A 20535-nucleotide genomic window follows, 5' to 3' on the forward strand; every position below is an offset into this window, starting at 1 on the left:
TGTAGCATGGTCTTTAGGCCATGGGCATAGCGATTTAAACCACCATTACAAATCAACAATCGCGGGGCTAAAGCCACCGCCTACAAAAACCATAAAATGAAACCCACAATCTGTAGCATGGCCTTTAGGCCATGGCCCCCCAATAAACCACTATCATAAATCAACGACCACGGGGCTAAAGCCACCGCCTACAAGAATCATAATACGAAATACGTTATCTGTAGCATGGTCTTTAGGCCATGGCCCCCCAATAAACCATTATCATAAATCAACGACCACGGGGCTAAAGCCACCGCCTACAGAAGGGATAAATAAAACCGCATTTTGTAGCATGGTCTTTAGGCCATGGCCCCCCAATAAACCACTATCATAAATCAACAATCGCGGGGCTGAAGCCACCGCCTACAGAAAGGATAAATAAAACCGCATTTTTTAGCATGGTCTTCAGGCCATGGGCACAGCCCATCAAACCACAATCATAAATCAACAAATGTAGGGTTAAAGCGACCGTCGACGAGAATGTCAAAACAAGAATAAAAAGGGTAAATTGGTACTATTTTGGTTTCTAAAAGAAATGAAGAGTATTTGAAGTGTTTCTTACTACGCCATGAGACAGGTGATTAATTGGTCGGTGTGAGAGGATTTGAACCTCCGACCCCTGACACCCCATTTCAAATACAAATGAATAGTGAAAAAAAATAAAAGTGTAAAAATACAGTGTAACCCCTTGTATTTTAAACCCGTATAGCACAAAAAACTAAATATCCAACAACATCAACCCCTTTAATTCGGTTTAAAACCAACTATTTTCATTCAGTTAACTGGTTCCTTTTTGGCCCCTTTTTTTGATATATTTGTTTGAGACATTTTTATGAGCTCAAATGTAAATTAGCGTTGAGCGTGTGATAGGTTTTCAGTGTTCTTAACTACAAAGGAATTTTTATGAACATTAATAATTGTAAGACTGATAAGCCTAGTCTTAAAAAAAAGCGCTCACAGGTAGTACCTAGCTCGATGACTGTTACCGCGATTAATAAATTTCTCTCAAGTGCAGAGTTCAATATTGGCGACGCGCTTAGCAGTAATAAAACGGAAGGTCTTTCTTTAATCAAACGCAAAAAAGGTGCTACGTTTCAACTCAGGGTAACAATACCGGGACGAGGCAGGAAAAAGATGTCTTTGGGGCATTATAATGCTCAAACCAATAACTTTGAGCATGCGACTATGATGGCGCTTGAAGTGAATCAATTAATTAGGGATGGTAAAGACCCTATTCTTGAGGCAGAGGCCAAGCTAGAAGAAATCGAAAAGCAGCTTTTGTTGGAAAAGAGAAAAGTGATAACACTTGGCCAGTACTTTGAAAAGCAATATTTACTCAGTTTGGCTGGAAAACGATCAGGCAAAGAAATGGGAGAGCGAATCGTGCGTCACTTTGAGTTTTTGTTCAACGTGCCTATGAGTGAGATTGAGCATAAGCAGATTGAAAAATGGGAAAACAAAAGGTTAAAAGCAGGGATCAAACGATCTACAATAAAATCTGATTTCGGCAAGCTATTTTCACTACTTCAATCTGCTAGTGAAACACGGATTGAGGGTAGTAAGGAGTTTAACTATATTGATCGAAACCCGTTGGCCGATTTTAAACTATCGAAGCCAACTTCAGAAGAGAATGATCAGGAGCACGATAACGATAAAGAGGAAAGACGCGCTTTAACCAACGAAGAGTTAGATTGCTTGCATAAGGGACTTGCTAAGTTTAATGAGCAAAAGAAAGCTGAAAGGCGTAACAGTCGAAAACACGGTAAAGCATACCTGCCTGATCTGGATCTATGTACATATGCACACTGGTTAGTGCCTTTCTCAGAAACGATGTTGCATACTGGGCTTCGTCAAAGCGATCTGTATAGTTTGGTTTGGCAGGCAGGGGGTAAAAACAGTATCGACCTTGATAAACGTGAAATTCACGTAATACCAAAGAAAACCAGAGACCTAAACAACCCTGCTAAGATCCTGCTTCAGATGAGCGACGAACTATATGACGTTATCGATAGTTGGCACAAGGACTGTGGAAGCCCCCATGATGGATTTGTTTTTTCTAACAAATCAGGAGGCCAACACGATCGTCAAGCCCACAAAAACCTGTGGAAAAATATTATTAAACTTGGCAATTTTCCCAACGAGATCGTTATGTATTCACTAAGACACAACTTTATCTCAAGGCTTGTTTCTGCTGGCGTACCTCTGCTTCACATCGCGAGGCTCGTTGGTCATAAATCTATAGCAATGATTGAAAAGCATTACGGTCATTTATGCCCTAGTGATTCCAAAGATATTCTGAGCAAGATGTCGAAAACGGTGGCAAGAAGCTCTGCTACTGAAAGTTCTGCAACAAACGGGGCTTCAAAACCCGTTTAATAAAAAACTACAGCAGGCGATTTCTGGCGGAAATGTCGCCTGCTACACTATTTTTAAAAAGTTTCTCAATTGATTTAAATACAACTCTGAGTTCATAGTCCACAACCACTTCATCACCATACCCAATGTACAGCCGAAATTTTATCAAAATAAATAGCCTCATCACTTAAGCCATTAAAATAAAAGATTGAGGAAAGTCATCACTTTGATAAAAACAACAAGAACATCAGTATTAATTATTCAGGAGTGAATGATGCCAATGGCAAGGAAGCGACAAATTAGCCTAACTGATACCCTTTATTATCATTGTATTTCGCGCTGAGTTCGACGGGCATTTTTGTATGGCGAAGATAAACTGACAGGCAAGAGCTATGAGCATCGTCGCCAATGGGTAGAAGATAGGTTGCTATTTTTAACCACCGTATTTGCCATTGAAGTCTGTGCCTATGCGGTGATGAGTAATCACACCCATGTGGTGTTACATGTAAATTCAGACAAAGCAAAACACTGGACGGACAAAGAGATTACACAGCGCAGGCACAAGCTTCACAAAGGCACCTTGCTCTCACAAAGGTTCGCCTCAAAAGAATCTACGGTGTTCAACGACGCTGAACAAATCACGTTACATTCGACTCTGTCAGTCTATCGAAGTCGATTAACCGATATTAGCTGGTTTATGCGAGAATTGAATGAGCCTATTGCTCGACAAGCGAACCAGGAAGACGACTGTACCGGTCACTTTTGGGAAGGACGATTCAAATCACAAGCACTGTTAGATGAACATGCCTTAGCAGTCTGTATGGTGTATGTGGATTTAAATCCTATACGAGCAAAAATGGCAACAACACCAGAGTCATCTAACCACACCACTATTAAACGCCGTATTCACGATTTCAAAAAAGGGTATCAGCCATCTAGGTTAATGCCCTTTGTTGGTAATCCACGCCAGCCACAACCGCAAGGGTTAACGTTCGATTTAATCGAATATATGAAACTGGTTGACCTATCTGGTCGCAGTCTTAATCCTGGCAAACGAGGGGCAATTGATATAGGAAAATCACCCATATTGCAGCGCTTAGGGTTGGATGAGTACTCCTGGCAAGATATGTTTTTAACCTTTGAAACTAATTTTAGCGTAGCAGCCGGACAAATAGACACGTTAAAACGCTATAAACGAAAACGTCGGCAAAAGAGCTCTATCTGCTAACGCCGCAAACCAATAATTTATCACCTCACCTGTTTATTACACCAATAGACAAGACCCCCCTTGCGCTAAATTCACTTAAATGACGATAAATCGTCACAAATAAATGATTTCCAGATGTATTTACGAATAACTGAACACCCCAGTGTTATCTTCAATAAAATTTATAAACCACTATCACCACAGCCTTAAAAGATGCCTGTCCATGTATTTTACGATTGGAATACACAGTTGACGTTTACCGCCATCGGGTTTATCAATTTCAACGCGTCTAACCAGTGATGGATGATATTGGCCTGAGCGTAGCTTAGCCATTATACGTTTCCAGTTTCCATCTTTTGCCCAAACGGGGAAGTCATCAATGGTCATCCCATCAATGCCAGCGGCCCCTTTATTGGCTCGAACCTGTTTCCATGCCGCCAATATATTAGACGGTTGTAGAATAGGTTCGAGTAGATCTACACTAAAGGCTGGCTGCTTATCGATACGCTGAGTCTCGTCGCTACCGGACGGCATTCGTGTATTCAAGTCTGACAAGGCTCCTCCGTTGTTCTAAATGTTCAGGCCTTCACCGTGTCCCAACCATTACGATGGGCGTTTGGCTACTATGCCGTCTGCTGACTTCTGCTTAATCATTAACAAAGTTACCCCTGTTGACGCTATCGGTTTTCATATCATTCGCTCCTTTGAGTCGATGACATTCAAAGGCCGAGACACTTATATACCAGAGCCTGACTGGTTAATTATCGGTCGCTTGTTAAGCAGATCTCCCCAGATAAGAGCATGAACTGTCTCTGCACTGCTGCATCATTTACGGTGGCCGTTAGATCACGTGGTTTCGTCGTCTTGTGCCAACTCACCTTCAGCCTACGCCTCATATGATGTTCTTGTTCATCAGCTCGCAGATTTGCGTCCGGCTTCCTTCAGACAAAACCTCGCGGTTTGGCCCTTGCCATTCGCTAGTAGTTAACGTTTAATAACAGTAACTTAAATAAACGGTGATCTTCCTACAGAGGACTTTCACCTCATTAGTTCATGCCCATGCTGGACGTACACAAGAACGTAACAATCACACTAAATCGCTCGCAAGGTTGCTGGGACACAAACACGGCGGCTGTGTCACTTCGTTCCGATTATAGCCGCCGTGTTCGTGCCCTTTATTTGGGTGTTGAGGCTGTAGAAAAACCCTAAATTAGTTTGTTTTTCATTCGTTTTTACTTCCCTCAGATCATGGTTTGTGATCCGATAGGTATTATCAATTAGGCGAAAGGAGCCTTGGTGATGCCACGCTTTATCCCTCTTAATTATCAACAAAACACTAAGGTAGTGATTAACTACCAAGACCAACTTCCAGCGGTAACGTCTAAATATGCTATTCATCATTTGATTGAAGATAAGATGGACCTGTCGGTGTTTTACCCTAAATGTCGAAACAGGCCATCCTACCTACGACCCGGCTGCGCTGCTGAAGATTATTTTGTTTGCTTATTCGAAAGGTATTACTTCAAGCCGTGAATTCAGTGGTGCTACGAAAACAATATTATATTTAAGGCGTTGAGCTGTGATTCTGTGCCGCACTTCACCACCATCGCGGCATTTATCAGTGGCCGTAGAAGTGAGATTGAATTGGTGTTTGATCAAGTGCTATTGATATGCCATGAGCGAGGATTGTTGGGCAATGAGTTGTTTGCGATTGATGACTGTGATATGTCGTCTAATGCAGCGAAAGAATGGTCAGGCACCTCTAAAGAGTTAGAAGAAAAGTGGGATAAGCTTAAACCCCAAATCAATTATCACAAGCACAATAACTTGGACAGCCACAAACTAGACCTTATAAAAAAACAAAACCGTGCTGTTTTAAGGCGGCTAAGTGAGACGCGGTAAAACCCGATGTGCCATAGCTGGCGGTGACATTGCGAAAGCCATACACCCAGAAGGTCATGGCATCCAGCAAGGCTTCGCAGAGGACAATCTCGTTACTGGCCTTGAAGGCTTCAACATTCCATACACCTTCATGCGGGCCCGGTAAATACAGAGGTTGCGCGGTGCCTTTACGCAGGCGATTGCCGAGGATTTTACGCCCATAGACCTCAGTAATGGTGCCGTGCTCGTCCATGATCGGCACCACCAATGAACCGTTAAAGTGCTCGTGGCCACGGCTACGTAAAATGCCAATCTCTTGCAGTTTGCCGCGCAATGCAGCACCGGCTTTGCGGTTCTTTTCTGGCAGGCGATACCCTAAAGTGCGATTGGCAAAACCTAATTTAAAACGGTCTATGAGTTCGGGATGCGCCAAGCCACGCGAGCGTAAATACTCTTGTACTTCCGGCGATTGCTTGAAGGTTTCAAGGTAATAGTCGATAACCTGCTTCAGCGCAGTCTGACTATCGGCGTTAGCGGCTAAGGGTGGCGTGAGTTTGGTGGTCGTGTTTTTACTCGGTGCCTTGTTCGGCGCTTCGGTGATTAAACCTAAGTCTTTCTGCAACAACTCACAGGCAAAGCGGAAACTCACGCCTTGCGTAAGCATCACCCAGTCAATCACGCTGCCACCCGTGCCGCAGCCAAAGCAGTTAAAGAAGTTGGTTTTAGGGCTAATAATGCAAGACGGTGTATTTTCTTCATGGAAGGGGCAGCACACCACATAGTCTTTGCCTTGTTTCGTGACCTTATGCCCTTGGCTTTCTACCAAACGCAATAAAGACACGTCCTGTTTTATCCGCGTAATTACCTCGTCTGCTAATCGTGCCATGCTGTTTCCTCTCGAAACTCTGTCAATAGGTTTTATAAAAAAATAACTAGACTTAATAAAACCTCATATTGAGGTATTATCAACAGCACTTTGAGGATTAATTAAAAAGCGGGGGTAAGATCATGTCGTCTGCAATCAATCATTACTGTTACCAGATGACCAAGAACGACAACGATTTTTTTAGACAGCTCGGTGCGAAGATCGCGTCACTGCGCAAAGAGCAGCAGATAACGCAAGTGCAGCTTGCAGAGATTTTAGGCATTTCACAACAGCACATGGCATCGTTTGAAAAAGGGATTAGGAAAGTGCCTTCTTCTATGTTGCCAACCCTAGCCGAAGTCTTGGCGATATCCGTAGAAGAATTGATTGGCATTACACCGACTCATGGGAAAAAGCGAGGGCCGGCACCTAAGCTGCTAAAGCAAGTTGAGCAGATAAGCCAATTGCCCAAGTCTAAACAGAAGTTTGTGATGGAGATGTTAGAGACAGTGATACAGCAAACCGCACATTAAAAAGCCCGCATTTGCGGGCTTGCGATTAAGATATTTCTTTTATTTCAGGTAGCTCAATTTCAAACTGATGTATAAATGAGTTAACCGCATCTAGAAATTGCTGCTTCTCAATTTTAACAGGAGCACTAACATTGTCATCCATCCAAACAGATGTGATGTGTACAAACGTATCTTCTACTTTAACTTCAAAGATAGGCGAATCTTCATAATCCATTGAATCATACTTAAAATTATTTAAACAACCTTGGGATACCCAAACGGTTAATGCCAAATAAAACTCAGCTAACAAAATATCTTCTTCATCGAAAACAATATCTTTGCCAACTGAGACTAATAATCGGCCTTCAGTTTCAGACAAAGCCTTGCTTGTTATAGGAAAGTTCGGCTTTTCGATGATTTCAAATTCTAATTTGCATTTACGGGGAAAGCGTTCCATATTTTTCCATCATTACCAACTATTACTCTGACTGATGTCTGACCTTTTGAACCGACAGTCCTTCCGAGATCCGTAACAACACGGAAGGAATCATCGGCGTTATTGGTCATAAACCTGGCGTTAGGGGAACGCAAAGCCTCAGCTACTATTGACTGTACATCATCAAAACTATTCGTATTAAATTTCGCAGATCTTTTAGCGGTAGAGTCTAACAAATGCTTATTTTTTGGAATCCAAGACGCAACATTGTCGGCGGCTCTAAACGCAGAGGTTGAAGCATTAGCTAATACACTTCCTCCCTTTGTAACTCTATTTACTATCCGAATTCCAGCTAACGCAGCAGCATCCATGGGAACAGCAGTAGCCATACCTTCAGCCATTGTTTCAACAACGTTTTGACGTTCCTCGACTGTAATCTCGCCCAACAGCAATTGTCTATCAATATCAATGAGTTGGCGATCAACAATTGATTCCCCACCTGCGTGATAAGCTGAAGCGTCATCTATTTGTAGTAATACCCCCGCCTCAATTTCACGCGTCAACATAATATCATCAGCAATATCATGTAGCACCATTTTTTTACTGTCATCCCGAGACGCGAAACCGATAAAACTTTGCAAATCAACCATTTTAGTAGCAGCAAAAGACATTTGACTGTTTTTCTGCCCGCTTCCAGTATATTTAGCAATCGCCCTATCGGCTTTAGTAGTCAAACATCCATGAGGATCTAGGCAACTGTCCCGCCAATTCGACGCATTGGTTCCTCTTGCAATATACCCCGTCGGATCCGTCCCCGCCATCGGATTATTCATAATATACGAATACGGGTTAATGCTTTGGCTACTTTCAGGCATCTGGATGAAGGGGTCTACCGACATAAAGCGGCCAAGGTTGTAATCGTACACCCGCCCGTTCATATGCACGAGCTCTTGTTCAACTAGCTGTTCATGACCAGTGTATCCGCGATATTGGCCATCCCATGAACTCAATGAATCCAAGATAGAGCCGGTTCCGGCATCGATAGGTTTGCCAAATATACCGTGGGCACGATAACGCAGCACTACAGGTGAACTGGTCCTGCCTTTTATTAAGGTGCTGGGGCTACCCAGACGGTCAAGTAAACTATGCACTACACCAGCAGGATAGTCCGGTGCGCCTGAAACAGTTTTGTAAAGTGTGGTGTGATTCCCTACATAGGTTTTTTCCAACACCTTGTTGCCAGGTTGTACTTCGCGTTCAAACCCTTTACCGACGTAATAAGTAACATAGGTTTGCCCACCTGTGGTTTTGGTCTGTTTGTATCGCATCCCGTCGGCACCGTATTTAAAATAAGTAGTAGTGCCATTTTTGACTAACTTAGTCGGCTTATTGTCTTTGTTGTAAACGGTCTGCGTTAGTCCATTTCCGGTTAACATGTTACCGTTATTATCATAGGTAAAGTAGTAGTTGCTTCCCCCTTTGGCAATACGTCGAACAGCATTGGGGCCCGCGTTACCGCCCTGACTACGACTGGTGTTGTAGGTAAAGCTACTGGCGTAATCACTTTTATTTAAGATATTGCCCACAACGTCATAATCGTAATCATAATTGGCAACGACCATTGAGCCCATTTTAACTTGTGCTGCTTGCACACGCATTAGTTCGTCATAAACATATTCTTCTTTAAAGCCGGTAATAAGATTATGCTGTTTAGTTAAATTCCCCATGCCATCAAAATCATAATCGATATTCTGATAGGCGTTGTTACAACTACTGTTAGTACCTGCACAGACAGATTGCACCGCGCCTGTGGCGGTTCGGGTGAATTTTTGATAAATGTTGGTACCAAACTTCTGAACTTTAACATTACCTAGTGCATCCATGGAGTCAATTTGACGCAGTATTTCATCGCCTGTTTCTAAATGTCGAAATTCACTGGTTAGGTAACCATAATCATTGTAGGTATAACCTAGCACTTCGCCACTGGGTGTTTTTTCCCCTTTCATGGTGCCTAAGATACTGTGATAAGCAAATTCCTGATTAAACGTCAGTCCGTCGATTTGCGTAGCCACGGTTTTTATTCTGCTTAGACTGTCGTAGGTAAAGGTTTTTACCTCGCCATCGCCAGAATTAGTAGAAAAGAGTAACCCTTTATCATTGTTGTTATCGTAATCCCATGTACGACCATTGACACCTGTCACTCTGCCCATAAAATCGTAACTCGGCGACGACACATTGCCGTTTGCATCAGTCTGTGTTGCCAGCTCGCCAAATTCATTATAGGTAAAGTTCCAAGTGCCCATATTCGGGTCGTCAAAACTGAGTTTTTCCCCAATATCATTATATTGAGCCGTAATTATGTTGCCCTTAGCATCTTTAATATAATCAGGATTGCCCGCACTGTCATAGGCGTAATAGGTAGCACTGCCTTTCACATCAACGGTTTTTAGCAACTGCCCAAGACTATTGTAAGTGCGTGACATGGTACCTACCGTTGGGCTGCTATTCCCTATGTCGTTAACACTCTCTCCTAAGGCGAGTGACGTACTTCCCACATCAATAGTGGTGGTTTGACCATTATAGGTATACCAAGATGTATAACCCACCAAGCCATCAGATTGCACCTTATATTCAGGACGCCCCCAAATATCATAATTTTCATATTTCACGCTGTCTTGTTGGGAAAAGTAACTAGTTGGGGTGCTTTGTTTTACCACATTGCCCCGTGCATCATAAAAGGTTTCACTTGTTACCCAAGTGCCATTGAAAGCGGTACTCATCTGTTTGATGGTTCTACCCAACGAATCTTTGTATTCCATTGTGATAGGTGCGCCGTCTTGCACCGTTTTCACTCTTACCGCATAGTCTCCTGACTCCCACGTTAGCTGAGTGTAAACAGGTGGCACAATATTTTGGCCGTTTTTGGTGACACGGGTTTTAGATATGGAACCTAGGAAATTAATCGTATTCGTAGTTAAAATACCTTGAACATCTTTTTGAGTTAGCATCGCACCAGTTAATCGATCATATGTGGCGAAGCTAACATCAATATTCGCTCCCCATTGGCGATTCTGAGTGGCTTGCACAAAATAACCATCGTCGGTCATGGTTGACGTAGTCCAGCGGTCACCTATGCTGACTTTGAGCGGATTACCGTAGATATCAAAATTTGGAATGGAAGTTTCACGCACGGTATCATTACTGCTGTTCATAATTTCAATTTTATAAACGGCAAATTCAGGAGTGTAACTATATATGGTCTTCGTTTTTTTATTTTGACGTTCGCCAGTTGGTAATCCTGACAAATTAAAAGTAACCTTTTTAGTATTTTCTACTGTTTTTGGCAGTTTTATATAATTGCTGCCCATAGTCACATAAACCGTATCAACTTCTGTAACTAGAATAGTTGAATCATCATCAACGGTCTTTTTGCTGAACGTTGTCTGACACAAGTCATTTTGTGTGGTTATTACGGTGGTCTCTACGTCACCTTCTTTGTAACTATGGGTCTCCGTTTCTGAAGGATAAAAACAGAAACTTTCACCCGATACATATTCGTTATTGTTGGGAAAATAAGAATTAACATCATAGGTTGACATCAATTGTTGATTGTCCGCATCCCGTTGTGTTTTTGACTTCACCATACCAGACCAAGGAAACGCTTGATAAAACTCAATTTCCGTTTCGGTGGTATGTTCGGAATTCACATCTGTACTGGTTTCAATAATCTTTTTGAAACCTTGGAACCCACGCCCAGCGATATGCGCCACAGGGGTACTGTATTCATAGGTAGTAGGGTTAAGTGAGCCTAATCCGTTATCTGTTTCGAAGCGCTCAACCACTCGCATAGTATTACTGAAATTAACATACGGATGACCTACTCCGGCCGCTAGTCCGGTATCACTGGTTAACACATGTTTTAATTGGGTATAGGCAACCTCAGCTTTGGTACCCATTCCAGTGCTGACACGATGAATAACATTTTCATCGGTAGCGTCACGCTCAAAAATAAAGAAGCCTCGGGGATTATTTCCAGCTCCACCGGTTTTCGACCCATAGTACCAACGCCGTTTTTGCGCACTTGATTCAAAGCCAATACCACTAACAAAGTCATCTAGTCCATCACCATTGACATCAATAATACTCATTGTTGCTAAGGCACCAATTATTTCATCATCCAATTCATAAGTCGTGAATGTACTTCCACTTTCATCCGTTAGCCACACTTCCCAATGATATACATCGTATGAATGGAATCGTGGAGACTCTGCTCCATCTACGGCTACACAATCTTGGTTTGTTGCATGGTCGTAACATTGATAGGTATAAGGTCCTTTAGTCGTTGGAACTAATAAGTCCTGTCTACCATCGCCATTAAAATCTAAGATTTTAATGAAGCTATTACGTACTTGTCCTTCATCTTGATCGCTCACAATATCGTTATATGTCAACTCTGCGAGTTCTTCTCTACCAGTATTAACTGCCGCAGTAAACTGTCCATTGCCTTTGTTAAAAATAGCGTAAAAAGAATAAAGATCATCTGAAGGATTAGCTAACCCCAAAGTAAGAATATCTTGTAAACCGTCACCGTTAAGATCAATCCAGCGTCCTGGATTTCTGCGTTTGGTTGTATCGTATGTGGTATTCAAATTAACGGATTTCTGCGTGAAACTGACTGTTTGGTTATTTGCGTTAAATGAGGTTTGTAACCAAATGGCTGTGTCTCGCACATTCGCATGCGCAATATCTATTAGTCCATCGCCATTGACGTCAATCGGAGCCAGTGAAGATGACTGTGCACTATTTAAATTATATGGAAATTCACCAGCGAAGCTAAAACCTGCACCACTTTCATTTCGAAGATAAGCTTTGTATGTAATAATGGAATCATACTGATTTGATGTCTCAGCTTTAGTTGCAACCAGTAAATCTTGCCGTCCATCTCCATTAAAATCGATGACAAAACTGGGGCAAAAAGTCATGGATTGAAGATTGGCATAACTTAAATAACAGGTCGCATCGATTTGTGTATTGTATAAAAATTGTTTATTGCCATTTACAATGGTGGCAATGATCAATTTACCGTCTGTGCCTTTGTATACGATATCCGTCTTACCGTCTAAATTATAGTCCATATGCCCTAAAATCGGTAAGTGTGGCTTAAAGGATGAATTGTCAGTCGATTCGGTCGGAGCTTCATCTGGCCAAATAGGAAAATCCGAACCAGGAACAAATCCTCCGTCAGACAAATAAATTCCCTCACCGGATGTTACATCGAATACACCGTCACCATCAAAATCGCTGGCTTTTTCAATAGGCTCACCGACCTTAAACTGGTCGGTAATTTGCAGGATTTGACGGGCGTCATCATAATTCGGATCGGGCGCTAAATCAGTATAATTATAATCCATTTGCAACCAATCAAAATTTGTTGTTAAACAATTAGAGGCTGCGTTATCTTCACAATATTGAAGACTATCCACTCGATAATAGTTATGAACATTATCATTGTTTGGCTGGGAGTGATTGATTCGCCAGTTAGATTTTATTTCATTGTCTATCCAAATTTCAATTCTACTCAACAACTTATTTGAAACTGACTTACCACCGAACGAATAATTTTCAACACTATTAATTGTATCGTAGATAAATTTAGCTCTGCGTGTTCCCAAAGTACCGTTATGTCCAGTGTAATAAATATTGGCAAGGTATTTATTTCCCGTTTCACTACTATAAGAATATTTAACTTCATTTTCGTAAGTATCCGATTCCAGTTCGAGTAGCCACCTTTCTGGAACTGAATGACCACTTCGAGTCACTTTCGCATTACCCGAAATTCCATAGGTCGATGTTTTTCCATCAGGGTAATAAACAATGAAATAAGCATTAGTTTGTGCAAGTGTTCCACCTAGCTGCTTAATGGTAAATCCAGGGTCCCTTTCCGTGCGATATTCAGTATTGACCTTGCCGTAATCAGCTTTATTAGTAGCAATTAAACGAGAGCCGTTAAAACACAACTTATCAGCGCTATCGTATAGAACTGACAATGTACTGTCGTCTAAATCGTATATATTAGAACAACGATGTATTTGACCGCCAGCAGACAAATTCCAACCATAACCCGCTAAACCTGCACCATTTTGGCTGCTATAGTTTAATGACACCGACGGTTGCATACCTTTACGACCAGGAGGAATGGCAATCGGTACGCTATAACTAAATGCGCCGCCATCAACTTTGAAATTGCCTTTAATTTCACCCACTAGATCACTTTGCATAGCATCGCCATTTAAAGATGAAACAGATTGATCCGAAATGGTATTCAGTGGCGCTGGAATGGGGTCTAGTTCTGCATTTGCTGAGCTTGAAGTTTTATAACCGCTGCAGGCATTGTAAGAGCCAGTGACATTGCACGCCCGCACGCGATATTGATATATGCCATCACTGGTTAAGCTAATCGACTTAGAGAGGGATGTTCCTGAATAAATTTGCGAATAAGTACCTCCATCAACTCGTTGGTACAAACGATAGTGATTCACATTTCCTGTCGCTGCCCCCCAAGAAACCGTGAATTGACCACTGGTTGTCATGCTAGGCACACCCGATATTGAACTTGGCACACCTGGCGTGATAGCAACTTTTGATTCACCTGAGGTGCGAAGTCCACTGCATGTCTCATAAGAACCGGTACTATTACAGGCTTTTACGGTAAATTGATAAGTACCGTCTATTAAGCTGACAGCTTTACTTCGAGTCGTCCCGCTGTATATCTGAGTCCAGCCGCCACCGTTTAACTTTTTGTAAAGCTTATAAGTATCAACCGTTCCAGAAGACGCTCCCCACGTTATAGTAAATGAACCGCTACCGGATGAGCCTGGCACGCCAGATATTGAACTGGGTACACCAGGTGTTTTTGCCACTAAAGATTCGTTTGACGTGCGCAGACCGCTGCATGTTTCGTAGCTGCCGGTGCTGTTACAGGCTTTAACGGTAAATTGATAAGTACCATCTCCGATACTGACAGCTTTGCTGCGTGTGGTCCCACTATAAATCTGAGACCAACTACCACCGTTTATTTTTTGATATAGTTTATAGGTATCAACGGTGCCAGAAGACACTCCCCATGAAATCGTAAATGAACCAGAATTTGTTGTTCCTGGAACACCGGATATAGAGCTAGGTACACCAGGTTTTTTCGCGACTAAAGATTCATTAGATGTGCGATACCCACTGCAAGACTCGTAGGTACTAGTGCTATTACACGCTCTAACCCTGAACTTATAGGTACCATCACCTAAACTAACTGCTTTTGAACGACTAGTGCCAGAATATATTTGAGTCCAACTGCCATTATTTTTTTGTTGATAAAGTCTATAGCGATCGATAGAGCCTGTTGAAGTTCCCCAAGAAACAGTGAAAGAGCCAGAGTTGGTGGTACTAGGTACACCACTGATTGAACTTGGCACTCCAGGTGTTTTAGCCACTTTTGATTCACCTGAAGTGCGATAACCACTGCAGGCTTCGTACGTACTCGTGGTATTACACGCTTTGACTCTGTACTTATGAGTACCATCATCTAGACTAACAGTTTTTGAGCGACTGCCGCCAGAATAAATGAGCGTCCAACTTCCGCTATTCTTTTGTTGATATAATTTGTATCTATCAAGAGTGCCAGATGAGGATCCCCACGAAACAGTAAAACTACCAGTACTTGATGTACTTGGTACTCCACTAATAGAACTAGGCACCCCTGGAGTTTTAGATGAGATAGTGGAATCCGTGCTGCTATAGGCCCCCCACCCCGCTTCATTATATGCTCGAACGCGAAAGTAATAAACACCATCAGCGGCAGCGGTATAAGTGTAACTACGGGAAGAGCCTGTATATTTAGTTGAGTAGCCACCAGAGTCTTTTTTTACTTGTAATTGGTACTGCGTGATTGATTGACCAGAGCTTGCTGGCCAGGTTACCGCGATAGAGTAATCATTATCAGTGGAAGGTGCACTAGGTGTGCCCATTTTAGGAGGTATTGATAGAATATTTACAGTTAAACTAAAAGTATCCATCGATACATTCCGCACCATTGGCTCTCCGCCAACCCAGGTCTCTTGGAGCCCTCTCAGCTCATAACTGTAATTGCCATTAGCTTGGCCAGAAAAGGACTTTGAAGATCCGTAACCGCTATGCACTTGAGTGGTCGAACCGCCGACGGTTTCATATAGGAAATAAGCGCCAGAATCACTAGACTCAGATGTCCATGACAACGTGTAATTACCTGTTCCGTTCGGTGAGGGGGGTAAATTAGTGAAATATCCGGCTGAAGCAAAACCAGAAAGCGTAAATAATAGTAAAAAAAATCCAATGCGGAACAACATTTATCAGTCCATTGACAGTAACAACTTTTAAACATACGATAAACAAACTATCAAGAATGGTCAATAATTTTCACAAAAGGACTTGTCGATGTTCAGAATATCTATTTTAAGCACCACTTTTTTAATTTGCTTTTCCTCTGCTGCACAAAATCTTAACGGGTCTCCAGATTTAATAGAAAGTGCATTTGAGACATACAAGCAGTGTATTAAAGCAGAAAAACACAATGGAAAGAATCAGATTACAAAAACTAATTATCAAGCTTTGTGTCAGAAAGAACTTGCTCGCTTAAAAAGTGTCTCTCAAGGAAGCTACCCAGTAATCCAGAATATAATTGAAAAGTGGATAGGCTCAATGGAGCAAAAAAGTTAATATGTAGTAGCTTAGACTTGATCTGACATTTAAGGCCAAACGCTTTCGACCTAATCTGACAGTCAGCAATGTGCCAAAAGCTGTAGTGTGGTATAATTACAGTATTCACTACTTTATTAAGTGTTAGCTTATGACCAAAGATCACAAGCCGAGAGGTATTCTAAAGTACGTCAAAATTAACGATACGATTGATGATGAAGCATCTTTGTCATCAGCAATTGAAGAAGATGACGAATTAATAAAGCTAGTTTGCGAGCGTGAACACCAAGATGAAATCGAAGTTGACATAGATGATTTGTAACAGATAAGTTGATCTCGTACTATGAACATTGAAACTTTGTCAGTAAACGACTGCTATTTAGGCTCAAATTTACCCTTCATTCAATTTCGCAACAGCTTGTTGCAAAATTGGGTGTCCCAACGTTTTAAGGTTTTGCGCAACAACCGAGTAATTCTCGGTTGTTCGAAAACAACGACGATGAAACATAGTTTTCAAGACAGCGCTATGACCGCTTTTCGCTCATTGGCGACTGTCAGATTTTGTCCAAACCTAATTTAAAAAATGCCAGATTAAGTTAGGACTAATTCAGTTAATAGTTAATAAAAGCCTTCACTAACAATAACGGAAAATCATTTCCCTTGGATTTCGCCACAAAAATCGCACCGCCCACTATAATAGCCATGGGTAATAAAAATATTAAACATCAATTTTAGCCCCCTATTAATTTAAAACGTTAAAACAATTGCTTAAAATTTCCCTTCAAAAAAACGGAATAAAGGCAGTCGCCTTTTTATTGAAAGGTAGTGAGCTGTCCGCGTCGACAGTGTTGCTCCAATTAGCTCGAATACCATTGGACTAATAAGTATATAGTGGCAATGTGAAAACCTGCTTTTCTTCCATCTGCTCAATAATCCCATGAGCGACAACAAGTAGATCTTGCCTCAAGCTCAATCAACCAACTTTCGATCACTAATATTCGTCACTTAAGCCGTCCCCAAGTTCCTCGATAGTTTTTGGGAACTTGCCGATTAGCCGCTAGCGAAATAAAGTCGTTCTGTCTCTACCAATTAATTCACATTCTTCTTTCTGCCTAATCATTTTATTTCGATTGTATTCCGTTATGTCTATCCATCCGTCTTTAAACATCTGATCGAGGCAGATGGCTAACGATTTCCCTAACTTTCCAACGGACAATTAACAACCTTTTTATTTTTAATAACAGCCAGAATACTTAATTTCCTATAAAAATTTCATGAATTGCCCGTTTTTTTTGATGCCCGACGTTGTATTTCTTAGGAATTGTGATGGTTATTTGATTATTTTTTTAGCCAACCTCAATAGTTGTATTGGTCTTTCTTATCATTTTGAAATAACATTCGTTGGCAGGAATAAAACCTTAATAAATACATGGTCACACTGGGGTCACATATAAGCCTTTACTTAACCCCACCCCTCTGCATCCTTTTAAAATATAGGCATACAGAACTGCCCTCCCCCTAAATATTTGCTCTACCAAAGCAAATATATGGGACGAGTAAGAAAATAGTCAGTTTGATAATGTGTTTTAGGGTTAAAGTGAAAAACATTTGAATAAAATCTCATAATCTAACAGGGATTGCTGCACTGTATTATGACTTTGATGATGAGAGAGCTATTCTCTGACCTATATCTATAGGCCACAGAACTCGTGCCTTCGAGTCCAGATGGTTATAATGTGACAGAGTAAAGTGTTAAATCTTGATATAGTTAGAGTGGCTATTTTGCGTATCACAAAAGATACATTATTCAACATGGAGCCTGAAGTAGAGACGCTTTCCATTGTAAATATGCACTTTTTTAAGCAAATATTTTTTGATTTTTTGATTTTTTGAAAATCCTCCGTCAATATCCGCGACTTTGGTATGGATACTTTCGTCTTCTGATATACTGAAACTATATTTATGTACTTCTCCTTATAGAGGTAACGTACTCGATATTTCGACATAGTCATCCACAATAGCCGTATTTGCTTTTATGTTTGAAATGAAAAACTAAAAAGTAACAAAGCAAAGATCCGTTTTGGAGAGTTCATGTTCTGACCTAATAATAAATCAGCAATCTGAAAGCGCAATGACTTGGATGGTGGCACTCGGCACCCAAATTGTTCATTATAAATACTACATTGATGTCGGGCTTATCACAATATGCCAATGCTTTACTTCATTAATAACTTGAGAGATAAAGATTAGAGAGACTTCTACGCCGTAGGATTCTTCGAAATGCACCTGAATATCGCGCTCACGCGCACAACGAGATAATCCGCTTATCGAAACCGTTAAGCTGCTTCTCGCCCTTTTGAGTGCTGATGAGTTTTCAGGGCGTGATCTATCGCTAATTTGTAATTAGTTTCTCGTTTCATTGGTTTAAGTATTGTGTTTTTCATTCCGTAAAGCTGTCTTAGGCAGCTTTACGGAATGAAATTTATCGATTGATATTATGGAATTTGTAGACTATAAAATAAGCAGTTGTTAATGAGGTTGTAACAGCCGTTTTCTGGCTAACACTGTCAATGACCAAAAGGAATTGATGCGATGTCTGAGGGAAGAAACTTAGTTGTATGTTGTGACGGTACATGGAATTCAGCAGACAACATGGATGGCGAATATCCAGCTCCAACGAATGTCCACAAACTCTTTTCATCACTTGAAGCCGACGATACAAAGCAACTCACGCGGTATCAGGCAGGTGTTGGCACCCAAGGTTTTATAGACTGGATCACCGGTGGTTTACTTGGCATTGGCTTGAATGAAGATATCCGGGATTGTTACCAATGGTTGAGTGATAAATATCAACCCGGTGACCGGGTATTTTTATTTGGCTTCAGCCGAGGTGCATTTACCGCCAGAAGCTTAGGTGGCCTTATTGCTTTAAAAGGTTTAATGGATTTTAAACAGACACAGGCTAATACTGAAAGTTCGAGACAATATATTGTCGATGACTTGTTCCAAAAGGCTTATAAAGAGAAGAATACCAGTTCCGACTACGTATTTTACCCTGGCTCTGACAATGTCTATTTTATAGGCGTTTGGGATACTGTAGGTTCATTAGGCATTCCTGATGATAAGGCAATACTGAATTTATTCGATAGGCCTTACAGGTATAAGTTTCACAATACAAAGCTCAGCAAAAATGTCAGATTCGCTCGCCATGCAGTCGCATTAGATGAACGCAGAAGTAGTTTTAGCCCAACACTTTGGACTGTCATACCGCCTACTTGTAACGTAAAACAAGTATGGTTCCCGGGTGTACATTCTGATATCGGTGGTGGTTACAAGGATACGGGACTTTCTGATTGTACACTTGAATGGATGATCACAGAGCTAAAAGCACTGCCTCATAAATTATTGTTTGATGATGGGATGATCAAGCAAATAGACCCTAACCCTCTGGACCGATTACATAATTCGTACTCTGGTGTCATGAAAGTGTTACGAAGTTTGCCACGAGCATTTCCTAATGTTATTGATAGCAGTGATGTGAGTGATTATGCCAGAGAACGGCTCAATGAGTCCCCGATTCAGCAGGGTAAATATTTATCTCATCGCGAGTTTATAGATAGTAAGGTCAGTGTTGATATATACGCTAAACATCGTTGGTATTGGACTGGTATATATTTGAGTGCAGGCACCTATGAATGTAAGGCCGAAGGTGAATGGGTCGACAGGACAATACCGTGTTCGCCGAAAGGTATGAGTGACGGTAAATTTCATGCCGGCGAATTGGTTCAAATGCTCGGCACCGTTCTGGGCTGGTTCGAAACAACTTTAAACCTAGTTCGAAATAGTGAACACAACGACGACTTTGTCTCTTTAACAAAACGCGTTGAAGTGGCAGACTGGTTTGCTTTAATTGGCGTGATTGCTAATCAAGAAAGTCCTAAAAATGACGGTAACCCACCTCCTCCACAAATGGAAATTCTCGGCGATTCTGCGGTCATTACCGTGGAAAAACCAGGATATTTATATTGCTTCGCTAACGATGCTTGGGCAATGTACGATAACAACCGCGGCTACGTGAAACTTGATATTGAGAGGTTATCTTAGAAACTCTGATTGAACGGAAGTTTATTACTCGGACATTTAATTAATCGAGGGCCCTGTTTTATCCTCTGCTAAACAGCTTTTTGAACATGGAATACGACATGTCTAACAGAGGATAGAGCTTGACTATATTACTCTGTATGGTATCGACTGACGTTTTTATACATTTTGATAAGCAGTGTAGGATATAGCTGCTGCCCAATATTTCAGAGCAATATCACTATTGGCATATTTAGCCCTCAGGTTAAACTTGTTTAACGACACACTAATATCCACAGGGACGGCACTGCTTTGCAGTAATCAGCTACAAGTTAATAGAATTTTAAAATCTTTGTGAAGGACGGTTCTGTCGGTAACCAAAACAAAGGTTCAGTTACCGGTGTAATTTTTAAAAGCTTTTTCCGCTACCCGTGTA

The 20535-nt window shown here is 41.4% G+C and carries 13 protein-coding genes and 2 pseudogenes; 10 read left to right on the forward strand and 5 right to left on the reverse strand.

Features of this window, described 5'->3' with window-relative positions; translation table 11 throughout:
- Positions 1–942: 942 nt before the first annotated feature.
- Together ABJV04_RS02770 and ABJV04_RS02775 are read left to right on the forward strand one after the other, a co-directional pair.
- Positions 943–2415, forward strand: a complete 1473-nt coding sequence (locus ABJV04_RS02770; protein WP_348489650.1) for a tyrosine-type recombinase/integrase — start codon at positions 943–945, stop codon at positions 2413–2415.
- 253 nt (positions 2416–2668) lie between these two features.
- Positions 2669–3622, forward strand: a pseudogene (locus tag ABJV04_RS02775) (transposase).
- A gap of 174 nt (positions 3623–3796) precedes the next feature.
- Here ABJV04_RS02775 and ABJV04_RS02780 read toward each other — a convergent pair.
- Positions 3797–4147: a hypothetical protein gene (locus ABJV04_RS02780; RefSeq protein WP_348489652.1), complete on the reverse strand. Its 351-nt coding sequence runs from the start codon at positions 4145–4147 to the stop codon at positions 3797–3799.
- 79 nt (positions 4148–4226) lie between these two features.
- On the opposite strand from ABJV04_RS02780, the gene ABJV04_RS02785 reads away from it, so the two are divergent.
- The 4 genes from ABJV04_RS02785 (at position 4227) to ABJV04_RS02800 (ending at position 5503) form a co-directional block, all read left to right on the forward strand.
- Complete coding sequence (locus ABJV04_RS02785) at positions 4227–4406, forward strand: hypothetical protein (protein ID WP_348489653.1); 180 nt, start codon at positions 4227–4229, stop codon at positions 4404–4406.
- Positions 4407–4900: 494 nt separating this feature from the next.
- The gene (locus ABJV04_RS02790) at positions 4901–5134 is read left to right on the forward strand and encodes a hypothetical protein (RefSeq protein WP_348489697.1); all 234 of its coding nucleotides are present in this window, start codon (positions 4901–4903) and stop codon (positions 5132–5134) included.
- A complete protein-coding gene (locus ABJV04_RS02795; RefSeq protein WP_348489695.1) occupies positions 5097–5177 on the forward strand; it encodes a hypothetical protein in 81 nt (26 codons plus the stop codon). The genes ABJV04_RS02790 and ABJV04_RS02795 overlap by 38 nt, the downstream gene beginning before the upstream one ends.
- A gap of 11 nt (positions 5178–5188) precedes the next feature.
- Positions 5189–5503, forward strand: coding sequence for a hypothetical protein (locus tag ABJV04_RS02800; protein ID WP_348489655.1), 315 nt, complete (start codon positions 5189–5191; stop codon positions 5501–5503).
- Here ABJV04_RS02800 and ABJV04_RS02805 read toward each other — a convergent pair.
- Positions 5451–6368, reverse strand: a complete 918-nt coding sequence (locus tag ABJV04_RS02805) for a CHC2 zinc finger domain-containing protein (RefSeq protein WP_348489656.1) — start codon at positions 6366–6368, stop codon at positions 5451–5453. The genes ABJV04_RS02800 and ABJV04_RS02805 overlap by 53 nt on opposite strands.
- Positions 6369–6490: 122 nt before the next feature.
- Between ABJV04_RS02805 and ABJV04_RS02810 the strand changes: the two genes are divergently transcribed.
- On the forward strand, positions 6491–6880 hold the full coding sequence (locus tag ABJV04_RS02810; RefSeq protein WP_348489658.1) for a helix-turn-helix transcriptional regulator: 390 nt from the start codon (positions 6491–6493) through the stop codon (positions 6878–6880).
- 25 nt (positions 6881–6905) lie between these two features.
- Here the strand turns inward: ABJV04_RS02810 and ABJV04_RS02815 are convergent, their stop codons facing one another.
- Positions 6906–7316 carry a hypothetical protein gene (locus tag ABJV04_RS02815; protein WP_348489659.1) on the reverse strand — a complete coding sequence of 137 codons (411 nt, stop codon included), beginning with the start codon at positions 7314–7316 and terminating at the stop codon, positions 6906–6908.
- Positions 7286–15670 carry an RHS repeat-associated core domain-containing protein gene (locus ABJV04_RS02820; protein ID WP_348489661.1) on the reverse strand — a complete coding sequence of 2795 codons (8385 nt, stop codon included), beginning with the start codon at positions 15668–15670 and terminating at the stop codon, positions 7286–7288. The genes ABJV04_RS02815 and ABJV04_RS02820 overlap by 31 nt, the downstream gene beginning before the upstream one ends.
- Positions 15671–15758: 88 nt before the next feature.
- Between ABJV04_RS02820 and ABJV04_RS02825 the strand changes: the two genes are divergently transcribed.
- Together ABJV04_RS02825 and ABJV04_RS02830 are read left to right on the forward strand one after the other, a co-directional pair.
- Entirely contained in the window at positions 15759–16040 is a 282-nt protein-coding gene (locus tag ABJV04_RS02825; protein WP_348489662.1) for a hypothetical protein, read from the forward strand.
- Positions 16041–16170: 130 nt separating this feature from the next.
- Positions 16171–16341 (forward strand): hypothetical protein, encoded by a 171-nt coding sequence (locus ABJV04_RS02830; RefSeq protein WP_348489664.1) that lies wholly within the window; start codon positions 16171–16173, stop codon positions 16339–16341.
- Between the two features lie 1901 nt (positions 16342–18242).
- Here ABJV04_RS02830 and ABJV04_RS02835 read toward each other — a convergent pair.
- Positions 18243–18378, reverse strand: a pseudogene (locus ABJV04_RS02835) (IS256 family transposase); the annotation flags it as partial.
- Positions 18379–18611: 233 nt separating this feature from the next.
- On the opposite strand from ABJV04_RS02835, the gene ABJV04_RS02840 reads away from it, so the two are divergent.
- A complete protein-coding gene (locus ABJV04_RS02840; RefSeq protein ID WP_348489666.1) occupies positions 18612–20123 on the forward strand; it encodes a DUF2235 domain-containing protein in 1512 nt (503 codons plus the stop codon).
- Positions 20124–20535: the final 412 nt, after the last annotated feature.

The organism is Aliiglaciecola sp. (assembly GCF_039982535.1).
GTDB lineage: Bacteria > Pseudomonadota > Gammaproteobacteria > Enterobacterales > Alteromonadaceae > Aliiglaciecola.